Below are 18,858 nucleotides of genomic sequence, written 5' to 3'. Positions count from 1 at the left end.
CACACACCTGTGGAAAGAGGGAAAGGCCTGGTCAAGCGGTCGAAAAAACTTGTCCGACAGTCGAGTTCCCACAGGGTTGTCCACACGTTGCCCACAGCGGGTGCGGCGTTTCCCGCTCGTTCTCCACAGTTCTCTCCACAGGGTGGTTTGACCCCGGCGGCGGGCGGTCCGTAGTGTGGCGCAGCGCCCCGCGAGGGGAGCGGGGCGGGCGCCGAGCGGCCGCTGTCGGAGGTCGGGCGTAGACCTGTTCCCGGCACTCGCGACAGACGGCTCGACCGTGTCGCCACCCGTTCCGCGAGGCACCCGACAGGAGGAGGCGAAGGCATGACGATCGCGCACCTGGCGGTTCCCGGCTCGGACGGACGAGACGGGCGGGACTCCCGAGGGGACTCCCCGCGCAGCAACGAGCGCACGCCCCCGCACGACCTGCTCGCGGAGCAGTCGGCGCTCGGCGGCATGCTGCTCTCGAAGGACGCCGTCGCCGACGTCGTGGAGAGCGTCAAGGCGACCGACTTCTACATCCCCAAGCACGAGATCGTCTTCGAGGCGATCCTGGCGCTCTACTCGCACGGCGAGCCGACCGACGTCATCGCCGTCACCGACGAGCTGACCAAGCAGGGCGAGCTGCAGCGCGCCGGCGGCGCCGACTACCTGCACTCGCTCACCGCGATGGTGCCGACCGCGGCGAACGCGGGCTACTACGCGTCGATCGTGGCCGAGCGCGCGCTGCTGCGCCGCCTGGTCGAGGCGGGCACGCGCATCGCGCAGATGGGCTACCAGGGCGAGGGCGAGGTGCTCGACCTCGTCAACACGGCGCAGGCCGAGATCTACAACGTCACCGGGTCCGAGACGGCGGAGGACTACGTCCCGCTGACCGACGCGGTGACCGTCGCCATCGACGAGATCGAGGCCGCGGCGCACAAGGACGGGGCCTTCACCGGCGTGCCGACCGGCTTCGCCGACCTGGACGACCTCACCAACGGCTTCCACCCCGGCCAGATGATCATCGTCGCGGCGCGACCGGCGCTGGGTAAGTCGACGCTCGCGCTCGACTTCGCCCGCGCCGCCGCGATCAAGCACAACATGGCGACGATCTTCTTCTCGCTCGAGATGGGGCGCAGCGAGATCGCGATGCGCCTGCTCTCGGCCGAGGCGTCCGTTCCGCTGCAGCACATGCGCAAGGGCACGGTCGACCAGCGCGACTGGACGACCATCGCCTCGACCCGGGGCCGCATCAACGACGCTCCGCTCTACATCGACGACTCGCCGAACCTCACGCTCGTCGAGATCCGCGCGAAGTGCCGCCGGCTCAAGCAGCGCATCGGCCTGAAGATGGTCGTCATCGACTACCTCCAGCTGATGACCTCGGGCAAGAAGGTCGAGAGCCGCCAGCAGGAGGTCTCCGAGTTCTCCCGTGCGCTGAAGCTGCTCGCGAAGGAGCTGCAGGTGCCGGTCATCGCGCTGTCGCAGCTGAACCGTGGACCGGAGCAGCGCGCCGACAAGCTGCCCGCCATCTCCGACCTCCGCGAGTCCGGCTCGATCGAGCAGGACGCCGACATGGTGATCCTGCTGCACCGCGAGAGCGCCTACGAGAAGGACAACCCGCGCGCCGGCGAGGCCGACCTCATCGTCGCCAAGCACCGCAACGGCCCGACCCGCACGGTGACCGTGGGCTTCCACGGCCACTTCTCCCGCTTCGCGGACATCCCGGCGGTCTGACGCTCGTGGCTGCACAGGATCCGGTCGAGGAGGTCGCGCTCGACGGGGAGAGCATCCGGCTCGGGCAGTTCCTGAAGTTCGCGGGGATCCTCGACTCCGGCGGCGAGGTGAAGGAGGCCGTCGCGGACGGCTCCGTCAGCGTGAACGGCGAGGTGGACCGGCGGCGCGGGCGGCAGCTGGTGGTCGGCGACGTCGTGGAGTTCGGCGGGCGCCGGTTCCGCGTCGGGGCGTAGGACTCGTTCGGACGTCTCCTCTTCCGGACGCCGCGGGCGCGTGGCTAGCATCGGGGCGTGCGACGCCGGGGTCGCGCCGATCAGGAGGCTCCGATGGGGTTCGTCAGCTACGGGATGCTCGTGTCGATCGACGGGTTCGTCGCGGCGGCGGACGGGGACCTCTCCGGTTTCCCTGCCCCAGGCCCCGAGCTGCACCGGGTCTTCAACGACGGGCAGCGGGCCGCCGCGCTCTCGGTCTACGGCACTCGCATGTGGCGGATGATGGCGTACTGGGGCCGGCCGGATCCGGAGTGGGACGAGGTCTCCGAGGACTTCGCCCAGGCGTGGGTCGAGACTCCGAAGGTCGTCTTCTCGTCGACGGTGACCGAGGTGCCCGAGGGAGTGAGGCTGATCGCGTCCGACGCGGTCGACGCGTTCCGGCGGATCAAGGCCGAGACCGACGGCGCGATCGAGGTGAGCGGGCCGACTGTGGCCGCGTCGCTCGGGGCGGCCGGGCTGATCGACGAGTACCGGCTCTACACGCAGCCGTTCGTGCTGGGCGGCGGCACGCCGTACTTCGCCGCCGGGTTCCGACCGGAGTTGCGCTTCCTCGGCAGCGAGCCGCTGCCGGAGGGCGCGGTGCTGACGCGGTACGCCCCGCGGTGACGGTGCGGCGGCAGCATCCTGCTGCGTCGGACGCCAAGGACTCGACGTTCCGCGCCGGTACCGGTCCGACAGTCCGCGCCGCGTGGGCACCTGGTAAAGTCGAACCAATCGACCCCCTCCCAAGCCTCTCCTTGAAGCTCAAATGGGAGGGGCCTTTTTTATGGGTATCGGGGTACTGCAGTGGCTCTGAAGCCGAGCCTTTCGTGGGCGCAGCAGGTTCAGTTGCTTCGCCAGCGCGACCTCGCCATCGGTGACCCAGCGGCCTGCGAGAGATTCCTAGCGGCGCAGAACTACTACCGGTTCTCCGGCTATGCCAGGTATTTTCAGCGCGCCCCACAGGACGGCGACGACATGTTCGTCCAGGACACCTCCTTCGAAGGGATCCGGAGGATCTACGACGCAGACGAAGAGCTGAGGCAGTCGCTCAGCGCGCAGCTCGCGCACGCCGAGATCCTCCTCCGCAGCCACACCGCTCATGTCATCGCCGATCGACACGGCCCCTACAGGTCGTATCTCTCGGCCGCCTTCTACTCGGATGCTCCCTCTGTGGAGCCGACCGCGGAGGCGTGCCTCCGAGACATCGAACGCAGTCGGGAGAGGCACATTCTGCGGTTCACAGCGAACACTCGCGAGGTGGGGACCGCACGCTTCGATGCGCTGCCGATCTGGTCTGCAGTCGACGCTTGGTCGTTCGGCACGCTGTCGAAGTGCATCGAACGCGGTGATTCCGGGTCGTTGGCCGGCGCAGTCGCCTCGAGCCTCGGCGTCGCTCAGGCGGGATTCGCGTACCGAGTACGGGCGCTCGTGTATCTCCGCAACAGGTGTGCTCACCACAGTCGGCTGTGGAACCACTCGATCATCGACGCCGGACCGACGCCGAACAACGTCCGGACGAAGGCGAAGCGTCTGGCCGGGCAGTTCGACCCGAGATCCGTGCTCGACGTCGTCGCGTCGCTTGATGACATCCTCCTTCGAGGTGCAGGCGCCGTAGCCATCCTTCCGTCGCTCATCATCGAGCACTCACCACACGAGCCCTTCTGGCGGGGACTCCGCGCGCCGCAGACCACTCACGACCAGCACGACCACATTCCCTGAGGAGACGGGTCGAAGCGCAGCGCCGATGGTCCGTCGGAAGACACGGCGTCTAGCCGAGGGTCGGACGTGCGGTCTCGCCGGCGCGGGGGGCGGCGGCGATCAGCTCTCCGTAGCGCTCGAACTCGATCTGCTGCAGGGTCTTCCCTCTGGTCTGCGGGGCCCAGATCGCACCGACGGCGAGGGCGATCAGAAGCAGCGCGATCATGATGAGACCGACCACGGGGACGCCGTGGGCGGCGAGCACCGTCGGGAAGTAGGAGCTGAGCACCCCGACTGCGACGCGGGCGGCGAAGAACAGGACTCCTTGTGCGCTCGCGCGGTACGGGGTGGCGAACAGCTCGCTCGCCCACAGGCTGTAGAACGCCTGCGCGCCGATGCCCGCGGAGACTCCCCAGCAGACCGCGAACAGCAGGAGGACCGGGAGCGTGACCTCGGCGAACACGAGCAGCACCCACGCGACGATCCCCAGTGCCGCACCGGCGGCGTAGAGCAGCCTGCGGCTCACCCGGTCTCCGAATCGCATGAAGCCCAGCCAGGTCGCGAGGACGGTGCAGCTCCAGAGCAGCACCTGGAGCAGGTTCTGCGCGACGGGGTCGGCGACTCCCGCCGTGGCGTAGACCCGGGGCATGAAGATCCCCATCTGACCCGCGCACACCCCCCAGAATCCGTAGATCCCGAAGAGGAAGACCAGGGCCCTGACGTTCGTCGGCCTCGAGAGCAGCTCCCGGAGGCCGCGACGCGGTTCGCGGGTCCGCAGCGCGCGGCTGTTCGACTCCTTCCAGAGGACCGACTCGTGGAGTCCCTGGCGGATCCACCAGACGACGAACGCGACGAGGAACAGGTGGACGAAGACGAGTCGACTGCCCAGCAGGCCGAGGGGGGCGAGCACCGTCGCGAGCGCGAAGCCGACCACGGGCCCCATCGACCAGGCCAGCTGGGCCGTGCCGACGTGCTTCGCGCGCCGGCCGGCCGGTGCCTCCTCCGCGATGTACGTCCAGGACGCGGGGACGCCGGCGCCGACCGCGATCCCCGTGAGGACGAAGGCGGCCCCCAGCATCCAGACGTCGAAGGCGAACGCCGCCAGCAGGATCCCGACCATGTAGAGGATCAGGTCGTAGGTGTAGATGAACTTGCGGCCGTAGCGGTCGCAGAGCGGACCGCCGATCAGCGCGCCGACCGCGGCTCCGAACGCGTTCGCGCTGACGGCCGCGAGCAGGCCGACGGCCGTGTCGTCGATGCCGAACTCCGCCTGCCAGAAGCCGAGGCTGGTGGCGATCGCGATGATCGAGCCGGCCTCGATGTAGTTCGACATCGCCACCGAGACGGTGGCCTTCCAGCCGGTGGTGGAGGTCGCTCCGAAACGTGCCATTGGACTGTTCTCCCTTGAACGAGGTGGTCGTGCGCCGTCGATGGACGCCGAGGTCAGAGCTGAACCCGGCGGAAGGCCACGCCGAGGAGCTCGGCGGCGGCTTGGAGGTCGCGTGCGCGGTGACCGACGCAGAGCGCCCAGTGGTGGTCGACGCCCGAAGCGCTCCACTCGTCGACCCAGAGCCCCGGATCGCCGCCGAAGTCGACGCGGGACGTGGTGTTGCCGATCCGCAGCAGAGGGCCGGGCACCACGGTGCCCTCGGAGGCGACGAACACGTAGGAGCCGTCGCGCTCCTGCCCGAGGCCGAAGACGGTCACGGGGCCTGGGCGGACGTCGAGCTCGACCGAGACGCCCCAGCCGCGCTTGCCGTGGTAGACCCCGAGGCCGCGCAGCAGCGGATCGCCGGAGGAGATCGCGAGGTGCGCGGGTCCGTCGTGGCCCATCTCGACGACGCCGTCGACGAAGTTCAGGCCCTGGATCTCGGTGAAGGAGCCGCCGGCTCCGAGGCGCTGGGCGATCAGCATCGCGAGCGACGCGCGCAGCTCGTACTCGCCCGCGACCGGGACACCGCGGGCCGTGAGCAGTGATGCGCCCAGGATCATGCCGGCGCCGAGTCGCTCGTGCTGCTCGCCGTTCAGGCCGCGGTGATAGTAGGCGAGCGAGTCGAGCCGGAAGTCCTCGATCAGCCGGTCGAGGCCCACCGAGACCTTCGCGGCCCAGGAGAAGTCCTCCTCGTCGACCGTGTCGTCGACTGTGAAGACGCGCCGTGCCAGCTCTACGCGCTCCTCCACCTCGGCATCGGTCACCTCGTCGACACGGACGCGCAGGTCGTCGAACTCGAGGACCTCGACGTGCGAGCCGAAGGTCGTCGAGACCGTGGTGAGGTCGGTCGAGACGTCGAGCATCCCGGGATAGAGGTGCCCCATGAGGCCGTGCCTGCCGTGGCGCAGCGCGGCGCGGACGTGAGCGGCGCCGATCCAGCGTCCGATCCGCTCCCACGCGCTCTCGTCGCGCAGGTGCCCGGAGACGGAGCGGAACGGGATCCCGGCGCGGCGGAACACGTTGCCCACCTCGGGCACGGAGCACTGCCCGCAGTAGGCGAGCCACTCCCCGGTGCCGAAGCTCTCGTGGTCCATCGCCGCCGTGGGCTGGAGGTCGATGATCAGGACGGGAGCGCCCGTCCGCTGCGCGATCGGGAGGACCATCGAAGCGGTGAGGTAGGTGGTGAGGAAGACCACGAGGAGATCGGGGTCGGCGCGGCGCAGCGCCTCCGCCGCCGAGGCCGCGCCGTGGGCGTCGCTGATGAAGCCGGCATCGGTCACCTCGACGTCGAGCTCCGCCAGGCGGTCGGAGACGTAGCGGGCCGATTCCTGCACGTGAGGCAGGAGGGCGGGGAACTGGGGCCAGTAGGCGCCCAGCCCGCCGGCGACGAGTCCGACGCGGGTCCGCCGGCGGACGGTCTCGGGAAGCAGTCCTGGGACTCGCGCGCGCTCTGCGGACATGGTGCGAACTCCTGTGGTCGACGTGGAACGGACGGGCGGGCGGCGGCCGGGCCTTGCATCTGCGGGTGCGGAGCGGGCTCTTCGTGGAACGTTTCACCACGGTAGGGGCCCAGTGCTCTGCTGGAGCGACCGTCACCGCCGGGTGGCGCGTTCCGACCACTGCGTGGATGGGAGTCCGCGGAGTGCGGGCCCGACCGGCGGCGGCGCGTGGGAGGCTCGGATCGAGTCATCAGCAGGGGAGCGGGCGTGGAGACGGCGGAGTCCCGCCGGACGCCATCCGCCTCCGAGGAGTCAGGAGCGCGCGCATGCAGGTCGGAACGCACGTCGAGTCGGTTCAAAGGTCGCCTCGCGACGGGACGGAGGGGCTCGCATGAAGGTGGGAGTTCATTTCATGAACTTCACGCTGCCGGGGGGCAGTGCCGGGATCGCGCCGATCCTCGGGGCGACGGCCCGGACGGCGGAGGACGTCGGCTGCGAGTGGTTCACGCTGATGGACCACTACTTCCAGATGGAGCAGTTCGCGACGAGCGAGGATCCGATGCTCGAGGGGTACACCTCGCTCGGGTTCGTCGCGGGGCGGACGGAGCGGCTGCGGCTGGGGCTGCTCGTCACCGGGGTGACCTACCGGCACCCGGGGCTGCTGGCGAAGATCGTGACGACGCTCGACGTGCTGTCCGGCGGGCGGGCGATGCTCGGGATCGGCGCGGCCTGGTACGAGCGGGAGCACCTGGGGCTCGGCGTGCCGTATCCGGCGCTGAAGGAGCGGTTCGAGCGGCTCGAGGAGACGCTGCAGATCTGCAAGCAGATGTGGAGCGAGGACGACGGGCCGTACTCGGGGAAGCACTTCCAACTGGCGGAGACGCTGAACCACCCGGAGCCGATCCAGCGGCCCGGTCCGCCGATCCTGATCGGCGGGAGCGGGGAGAAGAAGACGCTGCGGCTGGTCGCGGAGTACGGCGACGCCTGCAACCTGTTCGCGATCGGGGCGGAGGGGATCGCCCACAAGCTCGAGGTGCTGCGCCGGCACTGCGACGAGCTGGGGCGCGACTACGACGCGATCACGAAGACGATCATCGGCGGCGGGGATCCGGTCGGCGACCCCGACGGCTTCGTGCGGGCGATGGAGGAGTACGCGGCGCTCGGGATCTCGCTGGTCGAGCTCGCGCCGCAGGGGCCGGACCCGGAGGGGTACGTGGCGCGGCTGGGCGAGGGCATCGTGGGGCGGCTGGCGGCGATCGGCTGAGGGCGGCGGGTCTCGATACGCCGCTGGCGCGGCTACTCGACCAGCATGGAAGGGGTGCTGCGCGGCCGGCCGGCCGACGTGGAAGGGGCGCTGCGTGGCCGGCCGACTGGCGTGGAGGGGTGCTGCGCGCACAACATCAGCTGAGAGCACCCGGCCTCCGCTGTCAGCGGAGGGGCCCCCGTCTCAGCTGATGTTCTGCGCAGTGGCGGCGGCGGTACATCAGCCGAGGACGTGCGTCGTCGCCGAGGGGCGCTGAGAGTGACGCCTGGCTGATGTTCTGCGTCCGGATCGGGTGCCGTGGTCTGCGGATCCGGACTGTCGGGCGCACTTCATGCTGATCGAGTAGCCCGCGGAGCGGGCGTATCGAGATCCACCGGCGCCAGAAGGACGAGTCTGCAGACCGGGCCTTCATCGGACGGTGGGTCTCGATACGCCGCTGCGCGGCTACTCGACCAGCATGGAGGGGCCGCTGCGCGGCTACTCGACCAGCGTGTCTGCGGGCCACTCTTCCCCGTGGATCCGGCGTCAGGGGGTGGGGGTGCAGCCGCAGGTCTCGCCGAGGACGAGGGTGGTCGGCAGGCGGACGTGGCGGACGGGGGCGTCGGCCAGGGTCTCGTCGAGGAGCTCGAAGGCGATGCGGGCCATCTCGCGGACGGGGACGGCGACGGTGGTGACGCGGACACCGCCGAGCAGTGCCTCGCGGATGCCGTCGAAGCCGACGATCGCGAGCTCGGCCGGGACGCGGATCCCCTCCTGGGAGGCGGCGCGGAGGAGGGCGAGGGCGTGCTCGTCGGTGGTGGCGAAGACGGCGCGCGGGCGCTCCGTGCGCAGGATCGTGCGGAGGGCCGCCTCGGCCGAGACGCGGTCCATCGGCACGCGGTGCAGGCGGCCGGCGGTGCCTCCCATCGCCTCCGCCCAGAAGCGCGCGCGGAGGCCTGAGGGGCCGAAGTCGTCGGGGCCGGTGATGCAGTGCACGTCCTCGTGGCCGTGCGAGAGCAGGTGCTCGACCGCGGCTCGCACGCCCTGCTCGTCGTCGAAGACGACGCTCGGCTCGGTGTCGGTGGGGGCCGCGGAGTGCAGGAAGACGCGGGGGGCGGTGTCGGCGGTGCTGGCGGGGTCGATGGTGATCAGGAGGATGCCGGCGGTGCGGAGGTCGGCGAAGGTGCGCTCGTAGCCGCGCTCCACCTCCGGGTCGTACTCGGTGTTGCCGAGGAGGGTCAGCAGCGAGCGACGGCGGGCCTCGTGCTCGATCTCGCGCGCCAGCTCGCCGAAGAAGGCGTTGGAGGAGTCGGGGACGAGCAGGCCGACCAGGTTCGAGCGGCCGACGCTGAGCGCCTCGGCGAGGGAGTTGCGGCGGAAGCCCAGCTCGGTGATGGCGGTCTCGACACGGGCGCGGAGCTCGGGGGAGACGGGGCGCGGGCCGTTGTTGACGACGTAGCTGACGACGGTGGCGGAGGTGCCGGCCGAGCGGGCCACATCGGCGAGGGTGGGGCGCCGAGGGCGGGCTGACATCCGGTCAGCCTAAGGGAGGGGGTGGGGGGATCTCGATACGCCCGCTGCGCGGGATACTCGATCAGCATGATCGGCTCGGGATGTGCGGGCTGCTCGATCAGCATGATCTGCGCCGGACGCCGGTCGGGGTGATCGGTCCAGTCGACGAATGTTTCACATGGGCGTAATAAACGGGCGGGTGGGGGAAACAGGGCGCGACTATGGTCACGCTAACCGCTTAGAACCGCCGACTCCCCTGGAGCGTCATGCACGCCACCCTCACCCCGTTGCGCCGCGCCGCGCTGCCCGCGACGGCGGCCGATGCGTCCGGTGACTCCCGGGTCGTCCGAGCGCTGACCCGCACCGCGTGGGCACAGGCCGTGCTCCGCGCGGTCGCCGCGGCCTCCAACCTCTCCTTCGCGCACACCCGGGTCGCCGTGCTCGGGACCGGGCCGCTCGCCATCGAGCTGGCGACCAGGACCGCCGCGATGGGCGCTCGCGTGATCGTCGTCGGCGACGACCCGGTCGCGCTGGTCGAGATCGCCCAGCTCGGGCTGACGGTGCAGACGGCGGACTCGGCGGACCTGCGGGATGCGACGATCGCGTTCGCAACGGGCGAGCTCCGGTCGCCGGTCACCGCGGCGCTGCTCGGCACCGGCGGTCCGCTGCTCCTGGTCGACGCGGCGGAGGAGCGCCCGGCGGTCGCCGCGGCCACCGACCCCTCCTCCGGCCGCCCCGGGATCGACCGGATCGCGGACGCCGGGCGCGAGCTCTTCCTCCTCGTGGCGCGCGACGTCGCCGACGGCTCGGTCCGCCGCACGCGCGAGCAGCTGTCCGCGCGCTTCGCGGCCGCTGTCGAGGCCGCCCGTGAGCAGGACCCGTCGCCCGACCTGCACGAGCGCGCCGATCGCGCCCTGGCGCTGGAGCTGCTCCGATGACCGCGCCGATCCGGGACCCCTCGCTCTGGCGGCAGGGGCAGGACAAGATCGACTGGGCCGCGCGCTTCATGCCGGTGACCCGCGGGATCGCCGGACAGCTGCGCGAGAGCGGCACCGTGCGGGGCCTGCGGATCGGGCTGGTGCTCGTGCTCGAGCCCAAGACGGCGACGCTCGCGCTCGAGCTGGCGGCGGCCGGCGCGGACGTCAGCGTGATGTGCGGCGCCTCCAACACCCACGACGACACCGCGGCCGCCCTGCAGCACGCGGGGATCGCGGTCTTCGCCCGCTCGGACGCGAGCGCCGCCGACGACCGGGCGTTCGCGCTCGGGCTGCTCGACCGGCGGCCGGACATCCTGGTCGACGACGGCTCGTCGGTGACCCGGCTCGCGCACACCGACCGGCCCGCGGTCTTCGAGACCCTGCGCGGCGCGACGGAGGAGACCACGAGCGGCCTGCGCCCGCTCCGGGTGATGGAGCGCGAGGGCGCGCTGCGGATCCCGGTGCTCGCGGTCAACGACGCGCGCTGCAAGACCCTCTTCGACAACCGGCACGGCACGGGGCAGTCGACGCTGCTGACCATGCTCGACCTGCTCGCGACTCCGCTCGACCGCGCGCACGTCGTCGTCGCCGGCTTCGGACCGGTCGGCCGCGGGGTCGCCCAGCACGCCCGCGCGCTCGGCGCCCGCGTGACGATCGCGGAGGTCGACCCGGTCCGCGCACTCGAGGCGGTCTTCGCCGGCTACGACGTCGACGCCCTGGAGTCGGCGGCCGGCAGCGCCGACCTGCTGATCTCGGCGACGGGCATCGCGCACACCGTCGACGTGGAGCACCTGCTCGCCCTGCCGGAGGGGGCGGCCGTGGCCGTCTCAGGCGGTGTCGCGCAGGAGATCGCGATCGACGCGGCGCTCGCCGCGGGCGCGACCCGGCAGAGCATCGGCCACGCGCTCGAGAGCTTCACGCTGCCCAACGGCCGTTCGATCGTGGTGCTCGACGACGGCGGCTGCATCAACTGCACCGCCGGTGAGGGGAACCCGATCGAGATCATGGACCTGTCCTTCGGCGTCCAGGTGGCCGCCGTCGACCTGCTCGCGCGGGAGGCGGGGAGCCTCGCTCCGGCTGTGCACCTGCTCCCGCCCGAGGTCGACGACCGGGTCGCGCGCGCCAAGCTCGACGCGCTCGGGCTGCGGATCGACGCGCCGAGCAGCGCCCAGCGCGACTTCCTCGGCAGTTGGGCCTCGACCGGCCGCCGGGCCGCGCCGCAGCGGGACGGAGCGCGCTCGTGACCGAGCTGTTGCGCCTGGACGGCGTCGGAGTGACCTACCGCAATGCGGAGCAGCCCTCGCTGGTGGACGCGAGCTTCTCGGTGTCGAGCGGCGAGGTCGTGCTGGTCGCGGGCCCGTCCGGCTGCGGCAAGAGCACGCTGCTGCGGGTGCTGAACGGACTGGTTCCGCGCTCCTACCGCGCCGAGGTGACCGGGCGGATCGAGGTCGAGGGGCGGGACGCGACTCCGCTGGCCCTGCGCGACATCTCGGAGGTCGTCGGCACGCTGCTGCAGGACCCGGGCAAGCAGGTGGTCGGGCACAGCGTGCTCGCCGAGATCGCCTTCGGGCTGGAGAACCGCGGGACGCCTCCCGCCGAGATCCGCGAGCGCGCGCACCGGGTCGCCGAGCGGCTCGGGCTGACCGCGCTGCTCTCGACGCCGCCGCACGAGCTCTCCGGCGGGCAGCTGCAGCTCGTCGCCTTCGCGGGGATCCTGGTGCTCGACCCGCGGGTGATCGTCATCGACGAGCCGCTCGCCAACCTCGATCCCGACGCGGCGGACGTGCTGCTGCGGGCGGTGCGCGCGTACGTCGACGGCGGCGGGGCGGCCGTGATCGTCGAGCACCGCGTCGACGAGGTGCTCGCGCTCGAGCCGGACCGCGTCGTGTACCTGGAGGAGGGGCGCGTCGTCTACTCGGGCGACGTCGCCGGGTTCCTCGAGGTCGCGTCGCCCGAGTCGGTGAAGCTTCCGTTCGAGGCGCTGCTCGCCGGCGCCGCGGGAGAGGAGTCGCCCGAGGAGGAGGCGCGTCCGGCCCCGGCCGGTGCTGCCCGCCTGCACTTCGACGGCGCCGAGCTCGGCTACGGCGCGCGGACGATCGTGGCCGCCGTGGATCGGCGCTTCCACGCGGGGGAGAGGGTGGCGATCCTCGGCCGCAACGGCGCCGGCAAGTCGACGCTGATGCGCGCGGCCGTCGGTCTGGTCGCGCCGACGCGCGGACGCGTGCTGCTGGACGACCGGCCGGTGCACGAGCTGACCGCGGCCGAGCTCGTCTCGACCTGCGGCTACCTCTTCCAGAACCCCGGCCAGGCGCTCTTCAGCGAGACGGTCGAGGCGGAGCTGGCCTTCGGGCCGCGCAACCTCGGGGTGCCGGCGGAGGAGATCCCCGCGATCGCCGACGCTGCGCTGCGCGCCGTGTCGCTCGACGACGTGCCGGGGATCCTGCAGCGGCCGCCGCGGACGCTCTCCTTCGGGCAGCAGCGCCGGCTCGCCGTCGCGCTCGCCCTCACGCTGCGGCCGCGGACGCTGATCCTCGACGAGCCGACGGCGGGGCAGGACGAGCGCTCCTCCCGCCACTTCCTCGACGCGGTCTGGGCGATCGGCGGGATCGACAGCGTGTACTTCATCACCCACGACGTCGACATGGCCCTCGCCCGCGCCGACCGCGTGGTGGTCGTCGACGGCGGCGGGATCGTCGCCGACGCCAGCCCCGCCGAGGTCGTGCACGACACGGCGCTCTGGCACGGCCCGGGCATCGACCCCGGCCACTCCCGCGCGGTGCTGCGCGAGACCGACTTCGTGCGCGCCGCCCGGCACCACGGACCCGCGAGCGGCCGCCTCCCGCGCCCGCTCGACCTCGCCCGGCGCCTCCGCCGTGCGCAGCAGGACTCCGGCAGCACCCCCCACGCCGGACGCACCGCCGATCCCCGCAGCTCCTCTCCCTCCCTCGAAAGGACACACCCGTGACCGCCACCACCTCCACCGCCGCGAAGACCGGCCCCTGGGCCGTCTCCTCCCGCACGATCGTCTTCGGCGCCGTCGGCGCCGCCCTCTACGGCGCGCTCGGCGCCCTGAGCTTCGTGATCCCCGGGACGATGATCTCGATCCGCCCCGCGATCGCGATCATCCCCTTCGTGGGCCTGCGCTTCGGACCGGTCGCCGGCTTCTTCACCGGCGCCGTCGGCAACGCGATCGTCGACCAGATCATGGGCTACGGCTTCCTCACCTACTGGAACTGGAGCATCGCGAACGGCCTCGTCGGCCTGCTCGCCGGACTGATCGGCTACTACGCCAAGGAGCCGCGCACCACCGGCCGCCAGCTCGTCTGGGCCGCCGCCATCGCGGTCGCCGCGGTCGTCGTCGGGCTGCTCTTCACCGCCACCGACTTCCTGTTCCTCGGCCAGACCTTCCAGTACTGGTTCTTCGGCTCCTACCTCCTGGCGATCCTCGCCACCGGCATCACCGCGGTGATCCTGGTGCCCGTGCTCGACCGGGTCTGGAAGCCGCTGCAGAACCTCGCGGGACGCTGACGGGCGCCCGGGATGGAGGTCTCGCCTCGATACCTCGGCGGTGACTCCTTCCTCGGCCGCCGGGATCCGCGCGTGCTGATCCTGGTGCCGGTGATGTTCGTCGTCACGGCCAGCCAGGTGCGCGATCTGCGCTGGATGGCGGCGCTCGCCGTGGTCGCCTTCGCGTACTACTTCAGCGCGCGGATCCCGTTCCGCGAGGTGCGCTCGAACTGGGCCGTCGTGGCCGTGTTCGTGCTGGTCTTCGCGGGGATCAACGGGCTCATCGTCGGCGCGACCGGCAGCGGCGAGCCGGAGGCCGGCGCGACGCTGTTCACGGTGCCGGTCGTCGGGCTGGCGATCACGGAGGGGGCGGTGTCGTACGCGGTCAACCTGCTGCTGCGCTTCCTCGCGCTGGTCGCGGTCGGGTTCCCGCTCGCGTTCGCGATCCGTCCGGGAGACCTCGCGGTCGCGTTCGCGCGGCTCGGGGTACCGGCGCGCTTCGCCTACGGGATCGACCTGACCTTCAAGTTCCTGCCCAGCGCGGCCTCGAACCTGCAGGAGACGGCCGCGGCCCAGCGGCTGCGCGGCTACGAGCGGACGCAGACCCGCAATCCGATCCGGCGCCTGCGTGAGGTGGCGCCGCTGATGGTGCCGGTCACCATCACGTCGTTCGTGGACGCGGAGGACACGGTGGACGCCCTCGACCTGCGCGGCTTCGGGACGCGCAAGCGCACCTGGCTGCGGGAGATCCGGTACACGCCGCTCGACTGGGCGGTGACGGGCGGCGCGGTGCTGCTGGCGGTCGCGGCGAGCACGGCGAGTCTCTCGGGACTGATGCCGTCGGCGTGGATCCCGTGAGCGGCGCGGTGTCGCTCGGCCGCGAGAGCGCCGGGAGCTCGACGTCGGTGCTCACCGTGCACAGTGCGCCGTGGGTGCTGCCCGTGGCGGGTGCGCCGGTGCGGGACGGGGCGGTCGCCGTGCGCGGCGAGCGGATCGTCGCGGTCGGGGCGCGGGACGAGGTGCTGGAGGGGCTCCGCGACGAGTCGTCGGCGGTGCGGGAGTGGCCGGGCGCGATAGTGCCGGGCCTCGTCAACGCGCACTCGCACCTGCAGTACACCTGCATGTCCGCGGTCGGCCAGGGCCGGTACGCCGGCTTCGAGGACTGGTCGCGCGCCTTCCAGGAGGTCTACGAGCAACCGCACGACTGGGGCGCCTCGGCGGCCGCCGGACTGGAGATCGCGGTCTCGACCGGCACGACGGCGATCGCCGACATCGTCACCGACCTCGACGCGCTGCGCGTGCTCGAGGACGGCCGGGTGCACGGGATCGCCTACTGGGAGCTGATGAGCCTCCTCGAGGACGACTGGCGCGGCAGCGGGCGCGCGATCACCGCCGAGCTGGTGCGCACCTCCGGCGTGACGCGCATCGGACTCTCGCCGCACGCCCCGTACTCCCTGGACACCCCGGTGCTGAGCGACCTGACCGGGCTCTCGCAGGAGCTCGGCGTGCGCCGGCACCTGCACCTGGCCGAGTCGGCGTGGGAGGCGGAGTACACGATGCACGGCCGCGGCGACCTGGCGGAGCAGTGGCGCCGCTGGGGCTACGACGGCTTCCACCTGCTGCGCAACGGCGGCAGCGCGCTGCGGCCGGTGGCGTACGCGGAGACGATCGGTGCGCTCGGCGACGACGTGCACATCGCGCACGGGATCTACGTGGACGCGGACGATCGCGCGACGCTGCGGCGCACCGGGACCTCTGTGGCGCTGTGTCCGCGCTCGAACGCGGTGATCGGGCTCGACGAGGCGCCGGTCGCGGACTACCTGCGCGAGGGGAACGCGATCGCGGTCGGGACGGACTCGCTGTCGTCGACGCCGTCGCTGGACCTGCTCGGGGACGTGGCCGAGCTGTACCGGATCGCGCGGGCGCAAGGGTACGCGGGGCGCGATCTGCACGCGCGGCTGCTCGCGGCGGCGACGCTCGGCGGCGCGGTGGCGATGGGGGCGGCGGAGTCCTTCGGCACGCTGGTGCCGGGAGCGCTCGCCGACCTCGCGGTGCTCGAGGTGTCCGGTTCTTCTTCCGACGACGTGCTCGCCGCCGTCGTCGAGGCCGGCGAGGGGACCGCCCTCGCCACGATCATCTCCGGGGAGGTCCGATGGCAGGCGCGGAGGTGAGCGGGTTCGTCGACCGGCTGAGCGTCGACGGGCGGGTGCTCGAGCGGGTGCGGCGGCCGGCGCTCGCCGAGACGATGGGGCTGGAGCCGCATCCCGAGGGCGGCTGGTATCGGCGGACGTGGGAGTCGCCGGAGCGGCTGACGCTCGTCGGCGCGGACGGCTCGGTGCGGGAGCGGCCGGCGGCGACGCTGATCGTCTTCCTGCTGCCGGCGGGCGAGGCGTCGGCCTGGCACCGGGTGTCGTCGGCGGAGACGTGGATCTGGAACGGGCCCGGCCGCGTGGCGCTGCAGTACGGCGGGCTCGGCGAGGAGCCGGAGGACGGCGAAACGGTCGTGCTCGGCTCCGCGTTCGAGGGGCTGCCGGTGCAGGCGCTGGTGCCGGCCGACGTGTGGCAGCGGACGCTGCCGTCGGTGGGGGACGCGGTGGTGAGCTGCCTGGTGTCGCCGGGCTTCGACTTCGCGGACTTCTCGATGCCGGAGTAGGGGGTGGGGCGGGTCTCGAGACGCCGCCGGAGGCGGCTACTCGACCAGCATGGAGCGGACCGCTGCGCGGGCCGGTCGATCGCGTGGAAGGACCCGCTGCGCGGGCTGCTCGGCCGGCATGGAGCGGACCGCTGGGCGGGCTGCTCGATCACGTGGACGGGTCCGTCGCATGTTGATCGAGTAGCGCGCGGAGCGGGCGTATCGAGATCCACCACCGTCAGGACGCTGAGTCTGCAGACCCGCCCGGCTGCGGACGGTGGGTCTCGATACGCCCCTGCGGGGCTGCTCGACCAGCATGAGACGGCGCAGCCGCTCGGGGCGTCGGTGGGTGCCGATTCCGTCAGGGCTGACGTGAACGCGTCATCGTTGTGCTTCGGCCGCCCGGGATTTCGCAGGTGCGGCGCGAGGGCAGCACGCTGGTCGGCAGGCGCGCCGAGACGGAGACCGGACCGGCGCCGAGGCGGACCGCGACAGCGGTCGCCCCTCGACACCCCGGGAGACGCACTCATGGCGCACGACGACGACACTCGCGCAACGGCCTCCGACGGTGCGCGTGCAGTGGGACGACGGGCACTCGTCGCCGGAGGCGTCTGGACGCTGCCCGTCATCGCCCTGGCGACGGCGGCCCCGGCGGCCGCGGCGTCTCCTGCCCCCTGCCCGACGGTCACCGACCCCTCGCAGTGGCGGCGCACCGACAACGGCTACGCCTACCAGGGGGCGTCCGGCATCGAGGAGAAGGACGGCGACGTCTACTTCCTCCAGCAGGCGGACGATGCGGCGTCCTTCGAGGGGCTCAACCTGGAGGTCTGGTTCCGGGCCGCGCTGCCGGTCGTCGCGGGGACCACCTACAACTTCCTCTATCGGGCCGGCGGCGAGCACGGGCAGACCCGCGACCCGAGGACTCGCGGTGCGCAGTACGCACGACTCGAGATCGACGGTGCGGCCGTCTCGCCCGACTACAGCACCGACACGACCCAGTACGGCACCGTGCAGCTGACCACGGACTTCTCCTTCGTCGACTACTCCTCCCTCTGGGTGGCGAAGACCACGGGAATCGTCCAGCTCACCTGGCACTTCATCGTCCCGGCGCGCAGACTCTGGAGGACCGACGCGAACGACGACATCCGCATCACGCTGCCGTACATCGCCTGCTCTCGGTAGGACCCGTCCAGCGGCTCGTGCGGCTGGGCGGGTCGGGCTCGTCGGAACGCGTCGGGCCCGCGGGAGACGTCGAGTTCTGCGAGCCGGAGACGGTGTCGCGAGCCGGAGGTCGACGGGTCGGCGAGTGGGAGGTCATCAGGGGACGGCGCGGACCGACTGGCGCTCGATGAGAGGCATCGGCACCAGCCGGTGCTGCGGCACGCCGCCGCCGAGCAGTATCTCGACCGCGTCGCGGCCCATCTGCTCGTAGGGGATGCGGGCCGTCGTGAGGCCGGGGCGCAGGTAGTCGGCGATCTCGTCGTCGTCGAAGGAGACGACCGAGACGTCGTCGGGGATGCGCAGGCCGCGCTCCTGCAGTGCCTGGTAGAGGGCGAAGGCGATGCGGTCGTTGAGGCAGATGGCGGCCGTGAACTCCACTCCGCTGTCGAGCAGGGCGACCGCCGCCTCGTACGCGGGCGCCGGCTCCCACGGCACGATCGTGCCCCGGTAGACGGGGGCCGCGCCAAACTCGGCGAAGGCGCGGTCGAGGCCGGCGAAGCGCAGCGCCACCGTCGCCGAGACGCGCGGATCGACCATGGCACTCGGCCAGTCGCCGAGCAGCGCGACGCGGCGGTGCCCGTGGTCGAGCAGGACGCGGCCGATGGCGTGACCGGCGGTCTCCTCGTCGGGCAGGACCGTCGACTCGCCGGTGTCGCTGCTCGCGTTGAGCAGCACGACCGGGACCTCCGGCGAGACGGGCGGGACGTCGATCTGCTTCGCGCCCATCAGGCCGAAGATGATGCCGTCGGCGCGACGGTCGAGCATCGCGTCGAGGGCGGACGCCGTGCGCTTGGACTCGCGGCCCGTCTCGGAGATCAGCACCGTGTGCTCGTGCTGGTCGGCGGTGTCGAGCACGCCGCGGATCATCGCCGAGGCGAAGCGGGTGATCGTCACCTCGTCGGAGACGAAGCCGATCGTGCGGGTCTTCCCCATCCGCAGGCTCTGGGCGGCGGGGTTCGGCCGGTAGCCGAGGTCGGCCGCTGCGGTGCGCACCTTCTCGACCGCCTCCGCCGACAGTCGCGAGCCCGGGCGCTCGTTGAGGATGAGGCTCACCGCGGTCTTGGAGAGTCCCGACCGGGCGGCGACATCGGCGAGCGTGGGCCGCTTGGCCATCGGCAGCTCCTCTCGCTGGTGGGTCCAGTGTAGGGACTCCGACAGCTGTCGACTTCCGCTCGATCACGGGTGCTGAATCAATTTAGCGGATTCGCTTGCCCGGGCCGCGGC

Annotated in this window: 17 protein-coding genes; 13 read left to right on the top strand and 4 right to left on the bottom strand. The window is 71.9% G+C overall.

Features of this window, described 5'->3' with window-relative positions; genetic code table 11:
* Window positions 1–324: 324 nt before the first annotated feature.
* The 4 genes from dnaB (at window position 325) to EDF35_RS06720 (ending at window position 3,692) form a co-directional block, all read left to right on the top strand.
* Entirely contained in the window at window positions 325–1,719 is a 1,395-nt protein-coding gene (gene dnaB, locus EDF35_RS06735; protein ID WP_123447283.1) for a replicative DNA helicase, read from the top strand.
* Window positions 1,720–1,724: 5 nt separating this feature from the next.
* The gene (locus EDF35_RS06730) at window positions 1,725–1,952 is read left to right on the top strand and encodes an RNA-binding S4 domain-containing protein (RefSeq protein ID WP_123731445.1); all 228 of its coding nucleotides are present in this window, start codon (window positions 1,725–1,727) and stop codon (window positions 1,950–1,952) included.
* A gap of 93 nt (window positions 1,953–2,045) precedes the next feature.
* Entirely contained in the window at window positions 2,046–2,597 is a 552-nt protein-coding gene (locus tag EDF35_RS06725) for a dihydrofolate reductase family protein (protein ID WP_133961312.1), read from the top strand.
* 180 nt (window positions 2,598–2,777) lie between these two features.
* Complete coding sequence (locus EDF35_RS06720) at window positions 2,778–3,692, top strand: Abi family protein (RefSeq protein WP_243839865.1); 915 nt, start codon at window positions 2,778–2,780, stop codon at window positions 3,690–3,692.
* A gap of 49 nt (window positions 3,693–3,741) precedes the next feature.
* On the opposite strand, the gene EDF35_RS06715 is transcribed toward EDF35_RS06720, so the two are convergent.
* Window positions 3,742–5,061 (bottom strand): MFS transporter, encoded by a 1,320-nt coding sequence (locus EDF35_RS06715; RefSeq protein WP_133961310.1) that lies wholly within the window; start codon window positions 5,059–5,061, stop codon window positions 3,742–3,744.
* 53 nt (window positions 5,062–5,114) lie between these two features.
* Window positions 5,115–6,563 (bottom strand): L-fucose/L-arabinose isomerase family protein, encoded by a 1,449-nt coding sequence (locus EDF35_RS06710; protein WP_133961308.1) that lies wholly within the window; start codon window positions 6,561–6,563, stop codon window positions 5,115–5,117.
* 391 nt (window positions 6,564–6,954) lie between these two features.
* On the opposite strand from EDF35_RS06710, the gene EDF35_RS06705 reads away from it, so the two are divergent.
* The gene (locus EDF35_RS06705; RefSeq protein ID WP_243839864.1) at window positions 6,955–7,806 is read left to right on the top strand and encodes an LLM class F420-dependent oxidoreductase; all 852 of its coding nucleotides are present in this window, start codon (window positions 6,955–6,957) and stop codon (window positions 7,804–7,806) included.
* Between the two features lie 525 nt (window positions 7,807–8,331).
* Here EDF35_RS06705 and EDF35_RS06700 read toward each other — a convergent pair.
* Window positions 8,332–9,318, bottom strand: a complete 987-nt coding sequence (locus EDF35_RS06700) for a LacI family DNA-binding transcriptional regulator (protein ID WP_133961303.1) — start codon at window positions 9,316–9,318, stop codon at window positions 8,332–8,334.
* Between the two features lie 245 nt (window positions 9,319–9,563).
* Between EDF35_RS06700 and EDF35_RS06695 the strand changes: the two genes are divergently transcribed.
* The 8 genes from EDF35_RS06695 to EDF35_RS06660 all read left to right on the top strand — a co-directional run bounded on the left by EDF35_RS06695 (window position 9,564) and on the right by EDF35_RS06660 (window position 17,595).
* Complete coding sequence (locus tag EDF35_RS06695; protein WP_133961301.1) at window positions 9,564–10,235, top strand: hypothetical protein; 672 nt, start codon at window positions 9,564–9,566, stop codon at window positions 10,233–10,235.
* Window positions 10,232–11,518 carry an adenosylhomocysteinase gene (locus EDF35_RS06690; protein WP_133961299.1) on the top strand — a complete coding sequence of 429 codons (1,287 nt, stop codon included), beginning with the start codon at window positions 10,232–10,234 and terminating at the stop codon, window positions 11,516–11,518. Before EDF35_RS06695 ends, EDF35_RS06690 begins: the two co-directional genes overlap by 4 nt.
* Window positions 11,515–13,239: an ABC transporter ATP-binding protein gene (locus EDF35_RS06685; protein ID WP_166674031.1), complete on the top strand. Its 1,725-nt coding sequence runs from the start codon at window positions 11,515–11,517 to the stop codon at window positions 13,237–13,239. The genes EDF35_RS06690 and EDF35_RS06685 overlap by 4 nt, the downstream gene beginning before the upstream one ends.
* Window positions 13,236–13,802: an ECF transporter S component gene (locus EDF35_RS20725; protein ID WP_123447291.1), complete on the top strand. Its 567-nt coding sequence runs from the start codon at window positions 13,236–13,238 to the stop codon at window positions 13,800–13,802. Before EDF35_RS06685 ends, EDF35_RS20725 begins: the two co-directional genes overlap by 4 nt.
* Before the next feature lie 12 nt (window positions 13,803–13,814).
* Complete coding sequence (locus EDF35_RS06675; protein ID WP_133961295.1) at window positions 13,815–14,639, top strand: energy-coupling factor transporter transmembrane component T; 825 nt, start codon at window positions 13,815–13,817, stop codon at window positions 14,637–14,639.
* Complete coding sequence (locus EDF35_RS06670) at window positions 14,627–15,952, top strand: amidohydrolase family protein (RefSeq protein WP_347876894.1); 1,326 nt, start codon at window positions 14,627–14,629, stop codon at window positions 15,950–15,952. Before EDF35_RS06675 ends, EDF35_RS06670 begins: the two co-directional genes overlap by 13 nt.
* Window positions 15,949–16,434, top strand: coding sequence for a cupin domain-containing protein (locus EDF35_RS06665; protein ID WP_243839863.1), 486 nt, complete (start codon window positions 15,949–15,951; stop codon window positions 16,432–16,434). The genes EDF35_RS06670 and EDF35_RS06665 overlap by 4 nt, the downstream gene beginning before the upstream one ends.
* A 558-nt stretch (window positions 16,435–16,992) precedes the next feature.
* Window positions 16,993–17,595 (top strand): hypothetical protein, encoded by a 603-nt coding sequence (locus EDF35_RS06660; RefSeq protein WP_133961291.1) that lies wholly within the window; start codon window positions 16,993–16,995, stop codon window positions 17,593–17,595.
* Between the two features lie 135 nt (window positions 17,596–17,730).
* Here EDF35_RS06660 and EDF35_RS06655 read toward each other — a convergent pair whose 3' ends face one another.
* The gene (locus tag EDF35_RS06655; protein WP_133961289.1) at window positions 17,731–18,747 is read right to left on the bottom strand and encodes a LacI family DNA-binding transcriptional regulator; all 1,017 of its coding nucleotides are present in this window, start codon (window positions 18,745–18,747) and stop codon (window positions 17,731–17,733) included.
* Window positions 18,748–18,858 lie beyond the last annotated feature (111 nt).

This window comes from Rathayibacter sp. PhB151 (genome assembly GCF_004366415.1).
Classification (GTDB): Bacteria; Actinomycetota; Actinomycetes; order Actinomycetales; family Microbacteriaceae; genus Rathayibacter; species Rathayibacter festucae.
This window is presented reverse-complemented; position numbering and strand designations above follow the sequence as displayed.

Coding starts and splice junctions, on each gene's coding strand:
- dnaB (WP_123447283.1), top strand. CDS start 325: ATGACGATCGCGCACCTGGCGGTTCCCGGCTCGGACGGACGAGACGGG.
- EDF35_RS06695 (WP_133961301.1), top strand. CDS start 9,564: ATGCACGCCACCCTCACCCCGTTGCGCCGCGCCGCGCTGCCCGCGACG.
- EDF35_RS06655 (WP_133961289.1), bottom strand. CDS start 18,747: ATGGCCAAGCGGCCCACGCTCGCCGATGTCGCCGCCCGGTCGGGACTC.
- EDF35_RS06675 (WP_133961295.1), top strand. CDS start 13,815: ATGGAGGTCTCGCCTCGATACCTCGGCGGTGACTCCTTCCTCGGCCGC.
- EDF35_RS06705 (WP_243839864.1), top strand. CDS start 6,955: ATGAACTTCACGCTGCCGGGGGGCAGTGCCGGGATCGCGCCGATCCTC.
- EDF35_RS06725 (WP_133961312.1), top strand. CDS start 2,046: ATGGGGTTCGTCAGCTACGGGATGCTCGTGTCGATCGACGGGTTCGTC.
- EDF35_RS06715 (WP_133961310.1), bottom strand. CDS start 5,061: ATGGCACGTTTCGGAGCGACCTCCACCACCGGCTGGAAGGCCACCGTC.
- EDF35_RS06690 (WP_133961299.1), top strand. CDS start 10,232: ATGACCGCGCCGATCCGGGACCCCTCGCTCTGGCGGCAGGGGCAGGAC.
- EDF35_RS06700 (WP_133961303.1), bottom strand. CDS start 9,318: ATGTCAGCCCGCCCTCGGCGCCCCACCCTCGCCGATGTGGCCCGCTCG.
- EDF35_RS06710 (WP_133961308.1), bottom strand. CDS start 6,563: ATGTCCGCAGAGCGCGCGCGAGTCCCAGGACTGCTTCCCGAGACCGTC.